Source organism: Paenarthrobacter sp. TRD_SC_7 (assembly GCF_056156245.1).
The window spans coordinates 100,408-119,013 of the sequence record NZ_CM149587.1 but is presented as its reverse complement, the minus strand read 5'-3'; the positions used below and the strand labels follow the sequence as shown (position 1 = coordinate 119,013).

The window sequence follows — 18,606 nt, the reverse complement described above, 5'->3', positions numbered from 1 at the left end:
GTTCCTACTTCCTGAGCCTGACGCGGACAGCGGCACCGGCGCAGAGGATCACCGCGAGGCCTCCCACTATGGTGGCCCACGTCATCGATTCGCCCAACAAGAGTCCGGCCCAAGCGATACTCATGACCGGTTGGACGAGTTGGATCTGGCTGACCTGTGCCATGGGACCGATGGCCAGACCTCGATACCAAGCGAAGAAGCCGAGGAACATGCTCACCACTCCCAGGTAGGCGAAGGATAACCACTGGATTGGCGTAGCAGAAGGAGTGCCCGGGCCAAGCGAGACCACGGTCAGCAGGATCATTACCGGAGAGGCGACCACCAGGGCCCAGGAGATGGTCTGCCATGCACCGAGTTCCCGGGCCAATAACCCGCCTTCTGCATAGCCAATAGCAGCAGCCACCACAGCACCGAGCAACAGCAGGTCGGCCCAATGCAGCGAGCCGAATCCGCCGGATTGAACAAGCGCAAATACCAGAGCTGCCACTACCCCCACAGCCGTGAGGATCCAAAAGAGCAGGCGCGGACGTTCGCGTCCCCTGATCACCGCTACGGTCGCCGTGGCCGCGGGCAGTAGCGCGATCACCACGGCTCCATGGCTGGCGGAGGTGCTGGTGAGGGCGAAAGTGGTAAGCAGCGGGAAGCCAGCCACGATCCCTCCCGCCACCACGGCAAGACGGATCCATTGACGGCCGCGGGGAAAACATTGCCGGGTCAGCGCCAAGGCAAGCGCCGCAAGGATGGCGGCAACTACCGCCCGGCCCGCGCCGATGAAGAGCGGTGAAAGCCCCTCAACGGCCACTCGGGTCAAGGGAACCGTGAAGGAGAAAGCGACGACGCCAAGGAGGCCCCACCAAACACCTGTTGATGTCCGTGTGGATACCACTGGCCGCGAAAGTGTAGTAGCGCTACTATTGGTACTCATGAACAACGATAGCAGTTCCCGAATCGTCTCGCGAGTAAAGGAATGGATTGCTGGAGCCGCTCCGGGAGCCAAGCTGCCATCAACGCGCCAGCTCGTGGCCGAGTACCAGGCCAGCCCAGTCACCGTCCAGAAGGCCCTGCGGACACTCACGGCACAGGGACTCATCGAGAGCCGTCCCGGCGTCGGCACCTTCGTGCGGGCCTACCGCACGGCCAGGCCATCGGATTACGGCTGGCAAACAGCGGCGTTGCGGGCAGCCCAAACTGCACGGCCCCTGAACACCGCTGCCATGCGGAGCGCTTCAAATGACGTCATCGCGTTCCACTCCGGCTACCCGGACCGCGAACTCCTCCCGGAAAGACTCGTCCGCGCCGCACTCACCCGTGCAGCAAGGGGAGACGCCGCCCTGTCGCGACCCCCGGCGCAAGGCCTTCCGGAACTGCAAAGCTGGTTCGCGCAGGAACTCAGTACCTCAACGCCGGTTGGCGTCACGCCGCCCCAGCCGAGCGACGTCGTCGTTCTTCCCGGCAGCCAGAGCGGACTCAGCTCAATTTTCCGCGGTCTGGTGGGGCACGGGCAGCCGCTGTTGGTGGAGTCACCCAGTTACTGGGGTGCGTTGCTGGCGGCAGGCCAGGCGGGCGTCAATGTCATCCCTGTCCCCAGCGGCCCGGAGGGGCCTGACCCGGAAGAACTGGACAGGGCCTTCGAGGAATCCGGCGCGCGACTGTTCTACGCGCAGCCCAACTTTGCCAATCCCACGGGAGCGCAATGGTCGGCTGTACGCGGGGAGGAGGTGCTGCGGATCGTCCAGCGGCACGGAGCTTTCCTTGTGGAGGACGACTGGGCGCACGATTTCGGCATCACGGCCCCGTCAGTCCCGCTCGCCGCCAAGGATGATTCCGGGCACGTGGTTTACATTCGCTCGCTGACCAAAAGTGTCTCGCCGTCCATCCGTATCGCGGCCATCATCGCGCGGGGTCCGGCGCGCGAACGGATCATGGGCGCACAGGCCGCAGAATCGATGTACGTCAGCGGCCTGCTTCAGGCAGCAGCGCTCGACGTCGTCACTCAACCCGGGTGGCAAACGCACCTTCGCGGCCTCAGCCACCAGTTGCAGTCGCGGCGCGACCTCTTGGTCACCAGCCTGCGCGAACACGTTCCGCAGGCGCACCTCAGCCACCTGCCCAAAGGCGGCTTGAACTTGTGGTTGCGGATGCCCGACGGGTTCGACGTCGAACAGCTCACCAAAGATTGCGAGGCGGCCGGGGTGCTCATTGCTGCAGGCACCGAGTGGTTCCCCGCTGAACCGGAGGGGCCTTACATCCGGCTCAACTACGCCGGCCCCAACCCGGGCCGCTTCCCGGAAGGTGCGCGGATCATCGGGGAGGCAGTAAAAGCGCAATTGGGCCATTAACAGCCGTAGCCACCAACATCAAGGAGAGCGCCTTGAGGTTGGTGGCTACGGTGGGCGGCAAGCTGCCGCGAACTATCCGTGTCGCATGCAGTGAATGTCACTGCGCAGAAGTTGCAGGCAAAGAGTTCCTAAGCGGGGGTCAAGTCCTTGTTGCCTTTGCCGAACACGGAGTCATCAATCGGCTGGCCGTCGAACGGCATCTCGTCCAGGTTGATGAGCGGGTTGGTGTCCTGCGTTGCTACGAGCTCGCGTGCCTCGGCCTGGGTGTCCACGCTGGGCATGGAGCCGGGCAGGGGGCGCTGGGCAGATTCACGCAGGAAGTAGATGGCGATCGCACCAATGATGGACGTGGCCATCAGATAGTACGCCGGCATCATGTCATCGCCTGTGCCCTCGATCAGGCCCTGCACGATGAACGGCGTGGTTCCACCGAAGATCGCAACCGAGAAGTTGTAAGCGATGCCCATTCCGCCGTAGCGGCTGGACGTCGGGAACAGGGCGGGCAGGGCCGAAGCCAGGTTGGCGATGTAGAACGTCACCGGGAATGCGATCAGTGCGAGGCCGGCCAGTGTGGACCAGATGTCGCCAATGCCGATCAGCAGGAAGGCCGGAATAGCGAAGACGATGGTGCTGCCAGCGCCGATCCACAGCACGGGACGGCGGCCGATACGGTCGGAAAGCTTACCGGTCAGTGGAATACAAACAGCCATGATCACCAGGACCGGGATAGTCAGCAAGGTGCCGTGGACGGGGTCGTAACCCTTGGAATCCGTGAGGTACGTGGGCATGTACGACGTCAGGGCGTAACCAACAGTGTTGGCGGCGGCTGCGAGGATCATGGCCAGCACGATCTGGCGCCAGTAGGCCTTGATGATGCCAATGGGTCCCTTGGCTACGGCAGCATCCTGCGACGCCGCATCCTTGGCTGAGGCTTCCTGGGCGTCCAGGGTTGCCTGGAACTGGGGGGATTCCTCGATCTTGCTACGGAAGTACACTGCGATCAGGCCCAGCGGACCAGCGATCAGGAACGGGATCCTCCAACCCCATTCCTCCATGGCTGCCTGTCCGAGCGTGAGCTGCAGGACCGAAACCAGGGCGGCACCGAGGGCGAAGCCAATGTAGCTTCCCATGTCCAGGAAGCTGGCGAAGTAGCCGCGGCGCTTGTCCGGGGCGTACTCACTGACGAAAGTCGTGGCACCGGCATATTCACCGCCGGTGGAGAAGCCCTGGATGAGCTTCAGGATCACCAGCAACGCGGCGGCCCAGATGCCGATCTGCGCGTAGCCGGGAAGGAGGCCGACGGCGAACGTACTTGCCGCCATGAGCATCAGTGTTGCTGCGAGGACCTTCTGACGGCCCACCTTGTCGCCCAGCCAACCAAACACGACGCCGCCGAGGGGACGCGCGATGAAGGTTGCGGCGAAGGTGCCCAGAAGGAAGAGTGTTTGGACCGACGGGTCTGCTTCGGGCAGGAAGACAGGACCCATGGTGGTGATGAGGTAGCCGAACACGCCGACGTCGTACCATTCCATGGTGTTGCCGACGATCGTGCCGCCGAGTGCTTTACGCAGCATCGGCTTGTTCACCACGTTGACGTCGGACTCTTTCAGCCGGCGCTTCGGGCGAAGCTTCTTCGTTGCGTTCTTTACTGCATTTGCTGCGTTCGTGGCGGCCGGGGTGGGGCCTGCCAATACCTGGGTCCCGGAGGCGTTCCTTGCGCCATCCGGAGAGACGGTGTTGCTTTGGTCTGTGGGCATTTGGGGTTCTCCTAGGGAGGTCATTTGCTTGCGACTTCTGCTGCCCCGCTCTGGGCAGGCCTTCAATTTTACGGGTTTTTGCACGAAAACCCGAGTTGAGATCCGATTTATCGGCCGTTTAGGGGTTCAATTTGCCCAGGTGTGTTCCATCTCATTGCCCGATCTTGCCCCGCTATCATGCGGAAGTTGACCCGTTTTTGCCCAAGAAGCACGTTGTTACCAAATTGTTTAGCGGAGCCCACTTAACAGGCCGGATTCGGGCCTTAAAGCTGATGGTTTGACGGGTTACCTTTGCGCAGCGAGCACCACTGTTGCATCCAATTCTTCGTCCGAGGCCACCTCCGGGATCAACCCAGCCTCGTTCAGGAGCCGGACAGTCCGCGGTGCCTGCTGCCTCGAGGTTTCCATCACCATGGACCCACCCGGCGCCAGCCACTGAGCCGCTCCCAGCGCAACCCGACGCTGCACGTCCAAACCGTCAGCGCCGCCGTCGAGTGCTTCCCGCGGCTCATGCAGCCGTGCCTCCAGCGGCATCGTTCCGATGGAGCCCGTGGGAACATACGGCGCGTTCGCCAGCAAGACGTCCACTCGGCCCATCAGTTCTCGGGGGAGGGCAGCGTAGAGATCGCCTTGATGGACGCACCCGCCACGGGGCTCAACGTTGCGACGCGCACACTGGACCGCAGCGGGATCGATATCCGCCGCGTGCAGTTCGCAGGTCCCAAGGAGATCGTTGAGCGCTGCACCTATCGCCCCGGAACCGCAGCAAAGGTCCACGACGACGGCTCCTGGTTTGGCGATCATCGCCGCCTGGCGCACCAGGAACTCCGTGCGACGCCTCGGAACGAACACGCCAGGTCCCACGGACATGCGCTTCCCGCAGAAATCTGCCCAACCGACGATGTGTTCCAGAGGCTGTCCGCTGAGGCGTCGGTCCACCATACGGTTGAGCTCGTCCGGATGGTGGGCGGCGTCGAGGAGGAGTTCGGCTTCGTCCTCCGCAAAAACGCAGCCCGCAGCGCGCAGTTTGGTGGCGATGGATGTTCTCCGGGTCACGTTTGCCATGCTAGCTGAGAGGGAATTCTGATGGGGTTGGAAGAAGCTGCAGGTGAGGGGTTCACAAATCTGCCGGGACTTGGTTAGGGTATGAGGCATGGGAACACTGATTTTTGAGTAGACCGGCCTCTGTCCTTAGCGGGCACAGCCGAGTTACACCTGACAAAAATCCACGCCTGTTGAGGCCCTGCCTCCATGCCGTTCCCGTTCTCGACGCCTTTTTCCCGAACCGCAACGACATGGGATACGCGTCTCTTCAGGACTCACACTTTTAGGAGTCCACGTATGACTGCCAATCCTTCCGAAAACAAAAAGACCCCGGCTTCCGGTGGTATCAAGGCCAAACTGACCGACGCCCAGAAGGCCATGCTGGCCAGCAAGTCCGGAGGCGGTGCTCCGGCCGGCTGGCAAAGCACCGGTAAGGGGCACAAGCCCACCTCCGCCAGCGGCAAGCAGGCCAAGACCGAGAAGAAGGTCCGCTGGTAAAACCTGCGGACAGGCACACTGGAAAGGAAGAACCATGACTGCGAATCACGATTCTGACCGCATCAATCCTGAGGTTGCAAGCCACTTGGTGGAGTCCATGGACATGGCCCCAATGCCCGAACCGACAACCATCGCCGTGGCACTGGGCGCTGACCAGAGCAAGCGGTGGCCTGATGGCAACGGAAAACGTCGGCACCCGAAGGACCGCGACCAAGCCCACGGCCGTATGGGCCAGGGTGCAGCCGTGACGGCGATCCACCGGACCAGCCGACCGCAGATGCCGCACTCCTCCTAACCGCGTTACCAACCGTAGCCAGCCCAACTGAGTCGCAGCACAGCGCGTTTTGAGCCCTCAAAACGCGCTCAACTGCGACTCAGTTGGGCTGACTCACGTCGTCAGGGGATTTGTCCGGACGCCAGCCACGCCACACGGGGTGCCGTAGCCGGCCGGGGCCCGTCCATTCACCGAAAGTCACCTCGGCCACCAGATCAGGGCTCACCCACTTGGCACCCGCCGCGTCCTCCCGGGGAATGTCCGCGAAGGGGGAGCCATCTACCACGAGCGGCTCCAGTTGATCCATGACGTCCCGGAGCTGCCAGTCCTTGAACCCGGTGCCCACGCGTCCCACGTAGTGCAGCTTCTCGCCGTCGGGGATGCCCAACAGCAACGCACCGAAGGTGCCACTCCTTGCCCCAGCGCCAGGACGCCACCCACCGATCACCACCTCTTGGCTTTGCTCAAGCTTGAGCTTGATCCACGCCCTGCTGCGGCGGCCAATCACGTATCGGCTGTCGGCTCTCTTGGCCATGACACCTTCCAAGCCCAGCTCGGCGGCGCTGGTCATGAGGTCCTCTACATCGTGGTCCAGGACCGCTGAAAGATGGAGAGGGCAGCCTTTGCGCAAGCGCTCCGCAAACCCTGAAAGCCTCTCGCGGCGCTCCCCGAACGGCAGCCCGCTCAGGTCCGTGCCGCCGTCGTAAAGAAGGTCGAACAGCATGAGCTGCACCGGAACCGTTGACCGGGCGCGTTCGATGTCCGCAGCTTTGACCAGATTCATTCGGAGCTGCAGCCGCCCAAAATCAGGCCTGGACCCTTTGCCGAGCGCCACAATCTCGCCGTCAGCCACGAAATCGCCTTCCGGCCAGCATGCTCGGTCTGTCAATTCCGGATAGGCGGCGGTGAGATCGTTCCCGTTACGGCTCATGAGTTGGATCTTGTCATCGGTGCCGGTGATGATCGCCCGGATTCCGTCCCACTTCAGTTCATACAGCCAATCGTCGCCGCGGAGATCGGCGGTGGTCCCGGACGTGGCGAGCATGGGGGTGTAACGCGGCATTGGTTGTGGAGACGCCGGGGTGGACTTGGGTGCCGCAGCTTTGGCATCCCGGCGCCCTCCCGGTTGCTCCTTCATGAGGTGGATCAGCCAGTTCTGCCCCGTATTGATGAGTGCGAACCGTTTGGTGCCATGCAATCCACCACCCGGCTCACCGGTGAGGGTCGCGATGACTTCCTTGCCATCGCGCCACTTCTCGCAGGTGTACTCGCCGCGGTCCCAAATGGTCATGGTCCCTGCCCCGTACTCACCCTTCGGAATGACGCCCGCGAAGTTCGCGTATTCCATGGGGTGGTCCTCCGTATGTACGGCGAGGTTGTTCCGGTCGGGTGTTTCCGGGACGCCACGCGGCAAAGCCCAAGACGCCAGGACGCCGTTGTGCTCCAAGCGCAGGTCCAAGTGGTAGCGGCGGGCGTGGTGCTCCTGGATGACGAAAATGCCGCCGGGCGGCGGGGCGTCGCCCGGCTTCGGCTGGTCTGAGGACGACCTTCCGGCCGCCGCGCTCGAAACAGCCGACGACGACGGGAATGGCTCCGGGGTTTTGTCCGGATCGCGCATCCCGACGTACTTGGCGAGACGGTTCTCGACCGTCACCACACGCTCACGGGCACCGGGGTCACCCGGAGTTGCACCGCCGTCGTCCTTCTCATCCTCGCCGTGAGGCGGCAGGTGCCGTTCGGAAATCGGTGCGAAGTGGTCTTTGCCTGTCTTGACCCGCTTCATCACGGCCACGTAGTCGAGGTGGTCCAGCGACGGAGAGGAAAGCTCCCGCCAAGTGCGGGGCGCGGCGACCGTGGGGTGGGCCTTTCCGCGCAGCGAATAGGGGACGATGGTGGTCTTGTTCCCGCTGTTCTGGCTCCAGTCAACCAGCACTTTGCCATGACGGAGGGACTTCTTCATGTCGCTGACCACCAGCTCGGGGTGGTCCGATTCCAAGGCACGGGCGAGCTCTTTGGCGAAGGCGGACACTTGCTCGGATTTAAGAGTCCCGTCGAGGCCTGTGTAGAGGTGGATGCCCTTGCTGCCGCTGGTAACGGGGACCGGGTCCATTCCCATGTCCTGCAGGATGGAACGGGCCAGCTTGGCCACTTCAACGCACTCGGGCAGTCCTGCCCCCGGCCCGGGGTCAAGGTCCAGGACGAAGCGGTCGGGCCGGAGCGGTTTCCCGGAAGCATCCACCTGCCACTGCGGAACGTGGATTTCCAGGGAGGCGATCTGGGCCATCCACGTGAGCGTGGCCAGGTTGTTGACCATGGGGTAATCGTTGGTGTGATCCGAGTGGTGGATGGTGGCGCGCGGTATCCACTTGGGTGCGGAGTCTTCTAGGTTCTTCTGGAAGAACACCTGCCCCGGTTGCTCGGCGGTACCCACTCCGTTGACCCAGCGCTTCCGGGTGACGGGCCGGTTGGCAGCGGCGGGGATCAGGAAAGGCGCGACGGCGGCGTAGTACTCCAGCACTTCGGCCTTGGTGGTGCCGGTTTCGGGGTAGATGATTTTGCCCAGGTTGGTGAGGGTGAGCTCGTGGCCTTCCACGTTCACCCGCTCCTGTTGCTTGCCTGCCACCTCTTCTCCTCTGCTGTGTTGTGCTGTTGACTGGGTGCATGAGGGCCATTTGGAAGGGATCTATCGCATTCGGTCTGGTCAACGTACCAGTGAAGCTCTACAGTGCCACGGAGGATCACGATATTGGCCTGCACCAAGTCCACAATAAGGACGGCGGGCGCATTCGATACCAGCGGAAATGCGAAATTTGCAGCGAAGTTGTGGCCTACGAGGATATCGACAAGGCCTACGAGGAAGAAGGCCGCACGGTGGTCCTGACGTCGGCCGAACTGAAGTCGTTGCCGGAGGAGAACAGTCGCGAGATTGAGGTAGTGGAGTTTATCCCAGCCGAGCAGTTGGACCCCATCATGTATGAGCGCAGCTATTTCCTGGAGCCGGACTCCAAATCGCCGAAGGCGTACATGTTGCTTCGGCAGACGCTCGAGGACACGGACAGGATAGCGATCGTCCAGTACGCGCTGAGGCAGAAGACCCGGCTGGGGGCGCTGCGGGTGCGTGGGGACGTGCTGCTGCTGCAGGCGCTGCTGTGGGGCGATGAAGTCCGCGAGGCCAAGTTCCCGTCTTTGGAGACCGACATCAAGATCTCGGACAAGGAGCTCGAGATGTCCTCCGCTTTGGTGGAATCCATGGCGCACGACTTTGACCCGGATGAGTACACCGACGACTACCAAGCGCAGTTGAAGACCCTGATCGAGGCCAAGCTGGAGAAGGGCGAAGCCCTGGACACCGAGGCTACCTTCGGCGTAGTGGAAGGCGAAGGCGAGGGCGGCGACGTCATCGACCTGATGGAGGCCCTCAAGCGCAGCTTGGACAAGAAACGCGGCAAGGAAAAAGCGGACGACGACGCTGCTGCCGCCGGCAAAACTGCCAGCAAACCGAAGGCGCGGGCGAAGAAAAAGGCGTGAACCGGCGTCGGGCGCCTTGAAGGCGCCCGACGCTCAGTGCAGTCCAGAGATTCAGTGCAATCCGGATGTTCTTTGCACGCGGGCTCTAGCCCTTGACGGATCCGGCCGTCAGGCCTTGGACGATGAACTTACTGGCAAAGGCGAAGATTGCCAGCGTCGGCACCACTGTCAGTACCGCGGCTGCCGACATGGAACCCCAGTCGATGTTGAAGCTCGAGATGAACCCGGCCAACGCCGTCGGAATGGTCTTGTTGCTGTCGCTGTTCATCAAGGTCACAGACAAGAAGAGCTCGTTCCAGCAATTAACGAAATTGAAGACGAAACTCGCCGCAACGCCTGGAAGCATGACGGGAACCAGGACCCTGAACAATGCTCCCAACCGCGAGCAACCGTCGATCATCGCAGCTTCTTCCAAAGCGTCAGGAACGTTCTCGAAGAAACCCCGGAGCATAATGGTGCAAAACGGAATGCAGATCGCAATATATATGAGGATCAGCCCGGTCTTGGAATCTACCAGCCCCATATTGGTCATCATCAGATAAAGCGGTCCCAAGGCAATGAAGCCCGGAATCATCTGCGTTATCAGGAATGCTCCCAGCACTGCGCCGCGACCTGCGAAGTGGAATCGGGCCAGGACATATGCCGAGAGCAAAGAGATAAGCGTAGCCACCGAGGAAGCCACCAACGCAACCACCAAGCTGTTGAGCATGTACTGGCCGAAATCCGACTTGGTAAAAAGACCGATGTAGTTTTCGAAGGATAGCTGCCTGGGCCAGTAGTCCAAGGGCAGCGAGTAAATCGCGCCTGGTTCCTTCAACGATGTCAGGATGATCCAGTACAGCGGGAAAATCGTGGCAACGAGGCATGCTCCCAGGAAGACGAACTTTCCCACGCGCCCTATGAAGCTCTGCTGATTGATCATCGTGCTTCCTTTCGAGGACGGACAGCCATGAGGTAGAAGACGGCAAACAGGGCAAGCGTGAGGACGACTATCAGGCCCAAGGCCGAAGCCTTCCCGTAGTCACCCTCCTGGGTAATTTTGATCATGTAGGTGGTGATGATGTGAGTTTGATCAGCCGGTCCGCCGCCCGTCATGGCGAAGATGATGTCCGGGAAATTGAAGATCCAAATCACCCGCAGAAGGATGGTCAAAGCCAAAGTGGTGGCGATGCTTGGCAATGTGATGTTGAAGAACGTGCGTACCTTTCCGGCTCCGTCCAGTGCCGCGGCCTCGTACATTTCCTCGGAGACGGACTGGAGAGCAGCGAGGATCATGATGGCGAAGAACGTGACGCCGTACCAGATGTTGGCAATGATTATTGCTGTCATCGCAAATCCGGGATCGGAGAGCCACGGGATGGGCGAACTGATAATTCCCGCCTTCATCAGCAAATCGTTGACGACGCCAAATTCCGCGTTGAACATCCACCGGAAGAGCATGCCGATCAGGAATCCGGACACCGCCCAAGGGAAGAAGATCATCGCTTGGTAAGCGCCGCGCATCCTGAACTTCCGCTTCAAGAACAGCGCCACCGCAAAGCCGATGACCACCTGCGGCACCAAGGATCCAGCCACCCACACCGCTGTGTTCCGTACGATGCCCCAGAATTCGGGCGTCTCCAGCAGGCTCGCGAAGTTGCCGAACCCTACCCAGGAAGTGTCGGAGAGATCATTGAGGTTCCAATTGCGGAACGCCATCTGGCTGCCGGCGATCATTGGGTAGTACGTGAAGATGCCGACGAACACCGCCGCTGGTGCCAGGAAGATCAGCAGGGTTAAGGCCGTCCTTGAATTGAATCGCTTCTTGGACCGCATAACGGCGACGGGCGCCGCCTTGGCCTTCTCCGAAGGGAGCTTTGTATCGAGGCTCACGGGAACCTAGCCTGCCCACTTTTGGGACCAGTAAGTATCCCAGCTGGACAGCAACTCACTCGTGGACATCTTCCCTGTGAGGACCCGCTGGAGTTCGCCGTCCGCTTTCTTGATCCACTCGCTCCACCACGACACACTGCGCGGTTGCACAGCTGAGACATAGGTCTCGGGATTCTCGGTCATCTTCACGTAGGCGGCCCAAGGACCTGTGCTGTAGAAACTGTCCTGGGCTGCGGACTTCAACGTAGGCACCAGGCTGTTGTCCTTGCTGAAGGTGGTTGCCGCATCGCCTTGGGCGAGGTACTTGATGAGTTTCACGGCCTCAGGCTTGGCATTGGATGCGGCAGCAATTCCCCAGCCGGCGGATGCCACGGGCTGAATGGCCTTCCCGCTCGGTCCTACCAACAGTGGCGCCACATTCCATTGATCCTCCTTAATGGACTTGGACTCGCGCACGGTAGCGATGACTTCGGGGTCCTGGAGCAGGAACGAGGTAGACCCGTTGCTGAAGCCCTGGACCATTTCCGGATACCCCCAGGCCACCGAGGACGGCGGTGACCCCTTCTTGAAGAGATCAATATAGAGCTCCATGGCCTCCTGCGCTTTGGGGGAAGAGAAGATCGTTTTGCCGCTGGTCAGCTTGAAGGCGTTTTCCTTATCGATCTCGTCGGCCACGTAGGCCTCGATAATCGCCACGGCGTTGGAGTTGGCGTTGCTGCCTCCGCGGAATGCGTAGCCAAACTTGTTCTCTGCCGGCTTGTTGATGGCTGACGCTTGTTCCAGCATCTCGGACCAGCTGGAAGGCGGACCGGAGAATCCTGCCTCTTTGATGACATCGGAGCGGTAGAACAGCGAAAGGCCGTAGAAGCCGTAAGGAATGTAGTAGGTCTTGCCATTCTGCTTCGAATACGTGACGGCGTTGTCCGTTAGGTTCTCCCAGCCATCCCATCCGTCAAGGTCAGCCGACATGTCATACAGCCACTCGTTGGCACCGAAGGATCCCACGGTGATGTCACGGGCCTCCACAACGTCAATTCCCTTGCCGGACTGGAGCATCTGCTGGATCTTCTGGTCCGCCTGATCCGTTGGCGGAGAGATGAGGTCAACCTTGATGTTCGGGTTCGCCTGTTCGAAGCCGGAAATGAGTTTCTTCAAGGTGTCCGTACGTGTCGGATTGGTGAGGCTCTCCACCATCTTCAGCGTGACTTTTCCGTCTTTGGCGGGCTCGGCGCCGCCACATCCGGCAAGTGCAAGAATTGCCGCGAGACCGGCTGCGGCAGACATGATGAATCTGGATTTCACGTGGATCCTCCAATGACTTGTTGAGCGTGGGTAATCGCCGCTCCGGTGGGGCGGCACGGTCGGTGGTTGCCAGGGTGGTGGCTTGCGTCGTAGCTAACGGGAGCGGGCGAGTCGGATGAGCTCCGGAACCGCCCTTTCCGCAAACGTTTCGTAATCCTTGGGCGAGTTGTACAGGTGTGCCGAGAGCCGCAGGAAGCCCTCGCCGTTGAAGGTGGTGATGGCCGTTTCGATATCCAACCGATCCGAAATGTTGGCACGGACGGCATGCGAATCCTCGTGCGTCGTGGCGAGTCCCTTCGGTAGCCGGACCAGGCGCAGTGGGCCTACCGGCATGCCAACCTCAATCGTTGGGTCCTCGCCCGTGGCCTCGGCAAAAGCGCCGGAAATCAGGGCCTGGCCGTAGTCGCACAACTCCCTGGCGTAGTTGCGGAACGTTGCCCAACCGTATCGTTCCTCGATGGTGTCGAACGCGGTGCGGGCTGCCATCCATGCGGTCACGTCCTGTGTTCCCACGTGGTCAAAATTCTCGGGGAAGTCGTAGGGGAATCCCCACGAATCGATGAGCGGCTTCAGCGTCTCCGCGACCGGTCCGCGGGCGACGAGCGCTGCTGTTCCTCTGGGTGCGCACGCAAACTTGTGAAGGTTTCCCACCCAGAATCCCTCGAAGTCGGGCACCGGGAACTCCAGCACACCCGGAGCGTGCGCTGCATCCACCAGGACCGGCACTCCAAGGACGGAGGCCGCTTGGGCGATCTCCGCGACCGGAAACGCGCGAGCCGTGGCGGACGTGATGTGGTCAACCACAATAAGGGCAGTCTTGTGGGTCACCTCGGCCATGACCAGGGCGCAGGCGGTCTCTGCGTCTGCATCGAGGGGGACTTCGGCGATCCTCACCAGGCCGCCACACTTTCGGGCAACACGTTCTGCGCCCTCTAACACCGCGCCGTAGGCATGGTTGGTGGTGACGATTTCCGCACCGGCAGCAAAACTCATGGAGTTGTACACGGTGCTGACACCCGCGCTCGCGTTATGCACCAGAGCCAGGTTTTGGGGCTCAACACTGAGGAACTTTGCGATCTCTGTCCGCGCCGTGGCTACCATTTCGAATTGACCCATAAACCACGTGCACGGGTTATTGTCCATGCGCGCCTTGAGGCTTAGCTGCTTGGCCTGTGCTGCCCGGGGTACCGAGCCGTAGGAGCCGTGGTTGAGATGAACCTTGGACGGGGTGAGGCTCCAGTCGGCAATTGAAGGTTCGCCGTCTGGATTCATCATCGGATGGGGGGCCGTGAGCGGTGCTGGGAACACGGTGTCCTTCTTGTCGGAGAGGAGTGAACGCTTTGTAAGTTACATCACAAAAAGCTCTCAGACAACGGACAGCTAGGAATAGTCATAAGATGACTTGCGTCGTTTACTGGCAGAAAGTGGAGTAAACCTGCGCGTGATGCCATATAGGTACGATGTCTTCTAGAAGACGTATGACAATAGGCTCTGCCTGCTCCAGGTTTCTGCTGGTGGGGTAGCGTGTTACGGGTAGCTGAAGGAGGCCACACATTGGGTGCTGTCGAGACGGCCATGCAGGGCCTACGAAACAAGATTGCCTCGGGCGAACTCGCGGCAGGGCAAAAGTGCCCACCCGAGGCCGAGCTCTCTGCCCAGCTTGGCGTATCGCGAAGCTCGCTGAGGGAGGCCGTGCGGGCCATGTCCGCCCTCGGCGTCATGGAATCGCGGCACGGCTCAGGAACCTATGTCTCCTCGCTTGAGCCCACGGTCATCCTCCAGAATTTTGCCCTTCTGGTGGATCTGCTTCCGCTCGACGGATTGCTGGAACTCTTTGAGATCCGCAGGTTGATGGAATCCCACGCCGCCGCAGCCGCGGCCGCGAATGCCACACCGGAGGTTCTGGCAACGCTGACGGGTCTCGTGAAAAGCATGGAGGCCACGGACAGCCCCTCCGAGTATTCCGAACTCGATTCACTGTTCCATGAGGAAATATGCCGTGCGAGCGGCAATTCAACCCTCGCTGCGCTCGTTAGTCTCTTCCGCTCCCGGGGTGGGCACTTCCATATCTTCGACGGTGAAGAAGGAGTGGACGTCCGTGAGGGAAGCACCGCAGGTCACAGCGCGATCGTGGATGCGATAGCCCGCAAGGATCCAACATTGGCGGCCACCGCAACGGCTGCGCATATCGCCCAGAGTGAGGCTTGGTTGAAGAAGCTGCGGCCGACCCCCCGGCTCCAGGACTAACGGTTGGCGGTGTTTACTTTCTCAAGATCAGTTGGCGCCTGTTTCGTAGTGCGGTTCAGCCACCGGTTTGGACTCGGGTGAACCACGTTCGCGAAGGTAGACGGAGGCGCCTACCAGGACGGCTACGGCAAGGAACTCGCTTTGCCAGTTCTGGAAGGATTCGAACCAGAACTGGCTTGAACCGAGGTATTCCCATGTGGAGACCTCAGGCAGTCCATGGCTGAGCTGTTCCTCGTTGTAGGCGGCCGCTCCACCTACCGCATGCAGGGTAAAGGAGAGCAGGAAAAGCAGGCCCAGCAGGCCGGAGAGCGAGTGCTCGTAGACCTTTAGGACCCACCCGCCGCGCCTGACCGGCCATGGGGTCTTAGCTGACTTTTTTGCATCACGGGGGTCCTCGTCCTGGGGCGCGTCCTTATCCACCGGTTTGGACTCGGAGGAACCCCGCTGGAACAGGAAGACGGTCAAGACCACGTACATGCCCATCTGAAGGAATTCCGACTCCCAGTTTTCAAAGACCGCTTCCCAGAAGTTGCCTGAGGTCAGAAAATCGGAGATCCCGGTGGCTGGCTGGCCGTGGGCCTGTTGTTCCTCGCTGTAGTGGGCGGCCCCGGAGATGATCATTCCTCCCAGGAAGACGACGAACAGGCCCGAGTTGACCAACAATAAGCCGTGGTCCTTGACCCAATGTCGCTCCGGCTTGTTGTCGTCCTTGCCGGATGTTTCATGGTGCCTTGTGGGTTTCAGCATGTGCTCGCATCTCCTACTTGTTGCCGTTGCCGTTGCCGTTACGGATGGCGCGGCGGTGCAGCCACAGGGGCGTGCCCACCACAAGGAGGAGCAACACCAGGATGATGAATCCGGCTGCAACAAAACCAGCCGTCCGTCCTGCTGTGAAGTCGAATACCAAAGTAGCGGAGCCCACGATCAAGAGGGCAACGCCACCCAATGCCCACTTGGTGACAACGTCGGCGCTGGAGACCAAGGTGGCCTTGAGCCCCCGGCGGAACAAGCGGCGATGGACGCTGACGGGGAGCACGATGAGGACGGTGGTCAGCGCAGCCACCATTACGTTGAACAGATAGAGATTCCGTTGCCAGTCGTCCAGGAGTTCAAAGCGCTCCTGAAAGGGCAGTGTAAGCAGGAAACCGCCGAGGATCTGTACCCCTGTTTGGAGGACCCGTAACTCCTGGATCAATTCCATCCAGTTGCGGTCCATCCGTTCCTCGGTGGACTCGTTCCTGCCGATCCTGGGAGCCTGCTCCGGCTCTACCATCTGTGCACCTCCGTAGCGGTTTTTGTGGACGCCGACCATACACCGGACTACGGTCGGAATTGTCAGCATTCCTCGATCTTAGGTATCGGGGCCTCATCGGAATCCCAAGGAGGAAAGCAATGAGTCAGGACGAGCATCGCGTGGACCCGGAAAGCGAGCCCGGCGGCTACGGTACGCCCACGCCTGAACAGGAAATGCCTGGTCAGGGGGACGAGCGCGAGACGCCGGAACGGCCGGCCCAGGCAGTCCCCGAGGCCCCGGGGGACGAGTTCCCTACACCCCAGGACCCTGACGCTGCGCCCCCACCTTCGACTACCGGAGACGGTCCACACGGGGCCTAAGTACGGCTGAGGGCCGTCCCCGGCTTGCAGCTGAGCTGCGGCGGGGACAGCCCTTTCGTCGTCTGGAGCGAGCCCCCTTGCTCTATACCGTGTGTCCCCTGCGACCCGACATGAAGCTCAGCAGCCAGCCAATGGCTGCGATGACGAGGAGGATGACGCCTACCCACAGCAACCAGTTCAGGGCCTGCGAGAAGCCGCCCACAAGAAGAAGAACAATTGCTACTACACCAGCAATGATCAGAAGCGTATTCATGGTCAGCACATTCCTTTCTGGGGGAATCTTTGATGAATCGCCGATTCCCAACTATGCATTCCGATTTACTTCGATTTAGTTATGCCGGTACTTGGAGGCGTTCCCTCGCCTCAAAGTGCCTTTTCAGTTATCACGTAGCGGCCTTCGCTGATGCGGAGTTCGCCAGTCGTGAACAGTAACACTCATCATTGTACTACTAAGCACCCTTATGAAAGGCTTATTGAAGTCGTCACCTGATGATTGGGCAGTTGCCGCGGATATTCAACGGCACGTTTTTCGCTCACATGAACGTCCACGAGAGGAACACATGAAAGCGTCACAGCAGCTTGCAGACAACCTTCAGATCGTCCTGACAGACCTTATTGAGCTACAGCTCCAAGGAAAGCAGGCGCACTGGAACATTGTGGGGCCGAACTTCCGCGACCTGCACCTCCAGCTGGACGAGCTGGTAGTGGCCACACGCGAATTCGCTGACGACACCGCCGAACGCATGAGGGCCCTCCATGCCCTGCCCGATGGCCGCAGTGCGACCATCGCCAAGGGCACGCGCCTGGAGGAGTTCCCGGCCGGCCTGGTCAACACCAAGAATGCGGTCAAGCTGGTCACCGACCGCGTGGAGCGTGCTGTTCAGACAATGCGCGATGTTCATGACGAAGTGGATGAGGAAGACCCCACGACGGCGGACCTGCTGCATGCGTTCATTGCCCGCCTTGAGCAGCTGGTGTGGATGATCAACGCCGAAATCATGAACGCCGGCGCTGCCGTGACGGACCCGGACGAGGCGTAGCCGATACTCCGGACCTGGCCGATCGCGAACAGGGCGGACAGACCATGCCCAGGCTGAAGCGCAGTGACCTTTCAAAGCCCGGCATAGTCCGCCGCAAGGTAGGGAAGGGGTTTAGCTACCGCCACCCCGACGGGAGCTTGGTCAGCAAGGAGGATCGCCAGCGCATCAATGCGCTGGCGATCCCGCCTGCATGGACGGATGTGTGGATCAGCCCTTACGAGCACGGGCACATTCTTGCCACTGGGGTAGATGCCGCAGGGCGCAGCCAGTACATCTACCACCCCGGTTGGCGGGAGCGGAAGGACACTGAAAAATTCATCCGGGCGGCCAAGCTGGGCCTGGTCCTGCCAACAGTTCGCCGCAACGTGACCGTCCACCTTCAAGACCCCACGGACCCTCGGCAGCAGACCCTTGCAGCCGCAGTGCGATTCATGGATTTGGGTGCGCTCCGGGTCGGTTCCGAGATCTACATGAAGCAGAACGGTTCCTACGGGCTTACCACGCTCCGCTGCCGACACGCGCGGGTGGAAGGGCCGGAAGTCTTCTTGACGTTTCCCGGCAAGAGCGGCCAGCTGTGGGACACCTCCATCCACGATCCCGCACTGGCGGCTTTCCTGGAACCACTGGCAGAGCGGCCCGGCAAAGAGCGGCTACTGGCCTACCAAGCCAACGGAACGTGGGTTTCCGTGGACGCATCCATGATCAATGAATATCTGCGCGGAATTGCGGGCGAGGCCTACACTTCCAAGGATTTCAGAACGTGGAAAGGTACAGCCGCGGCGGCCATGAGCCTCATCAAGTCAGGCCATAAAGGGACTCCCAGGCAGGCAATAGTGCGGGCCATCAAAGAGACCTCGGAGCTGTTGGGCAACACCCCCTCCGTGGCCCGCTCGTCCTATGTGGACCCGCGGATCATCGAGGCTTTCCTCTCGGAAGAACTGAAGGAAGTAAAGCCGACGGAGGCATCGGTTGCTGCCTTCTTGAACGGAGAAACGCCGAGGTAAACCAGATACCTCAAGGCGGTCCCAGGAATTTTGTGAGTACACTCGTACTAATAAAGACTAATGGGATATGACGTTTGGGGGCCGTAA

18 protein-coding genes and 1 pseudogene are annotated in these 18,606 nt (G+C 60.9%); 8 read left to right on the top strand and 11 right to left on the bottom strand.

Translation table 11 applies throughout. From position 1 onward, the window contains the following. Window positions 1–4 precede the first annotated feature (4 nt). The gene (locus tag AC0J5Z_RS00610) at window positions 5–925 is read right to left on the bottom strand and encodes a DMT family transporter (protein ID WP_475036733.1); all 921 of its coding nucleotides are present in this window, start codon (window positions 923–925) and stop codon (window positions 5–7) included. Between AC0J5Z_RS00610 and AC0J5Z_RS00605 the strand changes: the two genes are divergently transcribed. After that, a complete protein-coding gene (locus AC0J5Z_RS00605) occupies window positions 924–2,339 on the top strand; it encodes an aminotransferase-like domain-containing protein (protein ID WP_475036732.1) in 1,416 nt (471 codons plus the stop codon). The genes AC0J5Z_RS00610 and AC0J5Z_RS00605 overlap by 2 nt on opposite strands. A 128-nt stretch (window positions 2,340–2,467) precedes the next feature. Here AC0J5Z_RS00605 and AC0J5Z_RS00600 read toward each other — a convergent pair whose 3' ends face one another. After that, window positions 2,468–4,096 (bottom strand): MFS transporter, encoded by a 1,629-nt coding sequence (locus AC0J5Z_RS00600; RefSeq protein ID WP_475036729.1) that lies wholly within the window; start codon window positions 4,094–4,096, stop codon window positions 2,468–2,470. 285 nt (window positions 4,097–4,381) lie between these two features. Beyond that, the gene (locus AC0J5Z_RS00595) at window positions 4,382–5,251 is read right to left on the bottom strand and encodes a putative protein N(5)-glutamine methyltransferase (protein ID WP_475036728.1); all 870 of its coding nucleotides are present in this window, start codon (window positions 5,249–5,251) and stop codon (window positions 4,382–4,384) included. A gap of 186 nt (window positions 5,252–5,437) precedes the next feature. Between AC0J5Z_RS00595 and AC0J5Z_RS00590 the strand changes: the two genes are divergently transcribed. Beyond that, the gene (locus AC0J5Z_RS00590; RefSeq protein WP_475036727.1) at window positions 5,438–5,638 is read left to right on the top strand and encodes a hypothetical protein; all 201 of its coding nucleotides are present in this window, start codon (window positions 5,438–5,440) and stop codon (window positions 5,636–5,638) included. A 34-nt stretch (window positions 5,639–5,672) separates the two neighbouring features. Continuing rightward, complete coding sequence (locus AC0J5Z_RS00585; RefSeq protein ID WP_475036725.1) at window positions 5,673–5,933, top strand: hypothetical protein; 261 nt, start codon at window positions 5,673–5,675, stop codon at window positions 5,931–5,933. 79 nt (window positions 5,934–6,012) lie between these two features. Here AC0J5Z_RS00585 and AC0J5Z_RS00580 read toward each other — a convergent pair whose 3' ends face one another. Beyond that, entirely contained in the window at window positions 6,013–8,535 is a 2,523-nt protein-coding gene (locus AC0J5Z_RS00580) for an ATP-dependent DNA ligase (protein WP_475036722.1), read from the bottom strand. Window positions 8,536–8,573: 38 nt separating this feature from the next. Here AC0J5Z_RS00580 and ku point away from each other — a divergent pair. Beyond that, window positions 8,574–9,437, top strand: a pseudogene (gene ku / locus AC0J5Z_RS00575) (non-homologous end joining protein Ku); the annotation flags it as partial. Window positions 9,438–9,525: 88 nt separating this feature from the next. On the opposite strand, the gene AC0J5Z_RS00570 reads toward ku, so the two are convergent. The 4 genes from AC0J5Z_RS00570 to AC0J5Z_RS00555 form a co-directional block, all read right to left on the bottom strand. Further along, window positions 9,526–10,362, bottom strand: a complete 837-nt coding sequence (locus AC0J5Z_RS00570) for a carbohydrate ABC transporter permease (protein WP_475036720.1) — start codon at window positions 10,360–10,362, stop codon at window positions 9,526–9,528. Beyond that, window positions 10,359–11,312: a carbohydrate ABC transporter permease gene (locus tag AC0J5Z_RS00565; RefSeq protein ID WP_475036718.1), complete on the bottom strand. Its 954-nt coding sequence runs from the start codon at window positions 11,310–11,312 to the stop codon at window positions 10,359–10,361. Before AC0J5Z_RS00565 ends, AC0J5Z_RS00570 begins: the two co-directional genes overlap by 4 nt. Before the next feature lie 6 nt (window positions 11,313–11,318). Further along, a complete protein-coding gene (locus AC0J5Z_RS00560) occupies window positions 11,319–12,614 on the bottom strand; it encodes an ABC transporter substrate-binding protein (protein ID WP_475036715.1) in 1,296 nt (431 codons plus the stop codon). A gap of 93 nt (window positions 12,615–12,707) precedes the next feature. After that, window positions 12,708–13,889, bottom strand: coding sequence for an aminotransferase class V-fold PLP-dependent enzyme (locus AC0J5Z_RS00555; protein WP_475036714.1), 1,182 nt, complete (start codon window positions 13,887–13,889; stop codon window positions 12,708–12,710). 279 nt (window positions 13,890–14,168) lie between these two features. Here AC0J5Z_RS00555 and AC0J5Z_RS00550 point away from each other — a divergent pair, with 279 nt between their 5' ends. Next, window positions 14,169–14,861 (top strand): FadR/GntR family transcriptional regulator, encoded by a 693-nt coding sequence (locus AC0J5Z_RS00550; protein ID WP_475036712.1) that lies wholly within the window; start codon window positions 14,169–14,171, stop codon window positions 14,859–14,861. Between the two features lie 27 nt (window positions 14,862–14,888). Here AC0J5Z_RS00550 and AC0J5Z_RS00545 read toward each other — a convergent pair whose 3' ends face one another. After that, on the bottom strand, window positions 14,889–15,608 hold the full coding sequence (locus tag AC0J5Z_RS00545; RefSeq protein ID WP_475036710.1) for a DUF6766 family protein: 720 nt from the start codon (window positions 15,606–15,608) through the stop codon (window positions 14,889–14,891). Window positions 15,609–15,621: 13 nt separating this feature from the next. Beyond that, window positions 15,622–16,134, bottom strand: a complete 513-nt coding sequence (locus AC0J5Z_RS00540; RefSeq protein WP_475039475.1) for a DUF6328 family protein — start codon at window positions 16,132–16,134, stop codon at window positions 15,622–15,624. A 119-nt stretch (window positions 16,135–16,253) separates the two neighbouring features. On the opposite strand from AC0J5Z_RS00540, the gene AC0J5Z_RS00535 reads away from it, so the two are divergent. Beyond that, on the top strand, window positions 16,254–16,475 hold the full coding sequence (locus AC0J5Z_RS00535; RefSeq protein WP_475036708.1) for a hypothetical protein: 222 nt from the start codon (window positions 16,254–16,256) through the stop codon (window positions 16,473–16,475). An 82-nt stretch (window positions 16,476–16,557) separates the two neighbouring features. Here AC0J5Z_RS00535 and AC0J5Z_RS00530 read toward each other — a convergent pair whose 3' ends face one another. Then, window positions 16,558–16,728: a DUF4175 domain-containing protein gene (locus AC0J5Z_RS00530; RefSeq protein ID WP_143711595.1), complete on the bottom strand. Its 171-nt coding sequence runs from the start codon at window positions 16,726–16,728 to the stop codon at window positions 16,558–16,560. A 307-nt stretch (window positions 16,729–17,035) separates the two neighbouring features. Between AC0J5Z_RS00530 and AC0J5Z_RS00525 the strand changes: the two genes are divergently transcribed. After that, window positions 17,036–17,515: a Dps family protein gene (locus tag AC0J5Z_RS00525; protein ID WP_475036705.1), complete on the top strand. Its 480-nt coding sequence runs from the start codon at window positions 17,036–17,038 to the stop codon at window positions 17,513–17,515. Window positions 17,516–17,559: 44 nt separating this feature from the next. Continuing rightward, entirely contained in the window at window positions 17,560–18,519 is a 960-nt protein-coding gene (locus AC0J5Z_RS00520) for a DNA topoisomerase IB (RefSeq protein WP_475036703.1), read from the top strand. The last annotated feature ends 87 nt before the right edge of the window (window positions 18,520–18,606 follow it).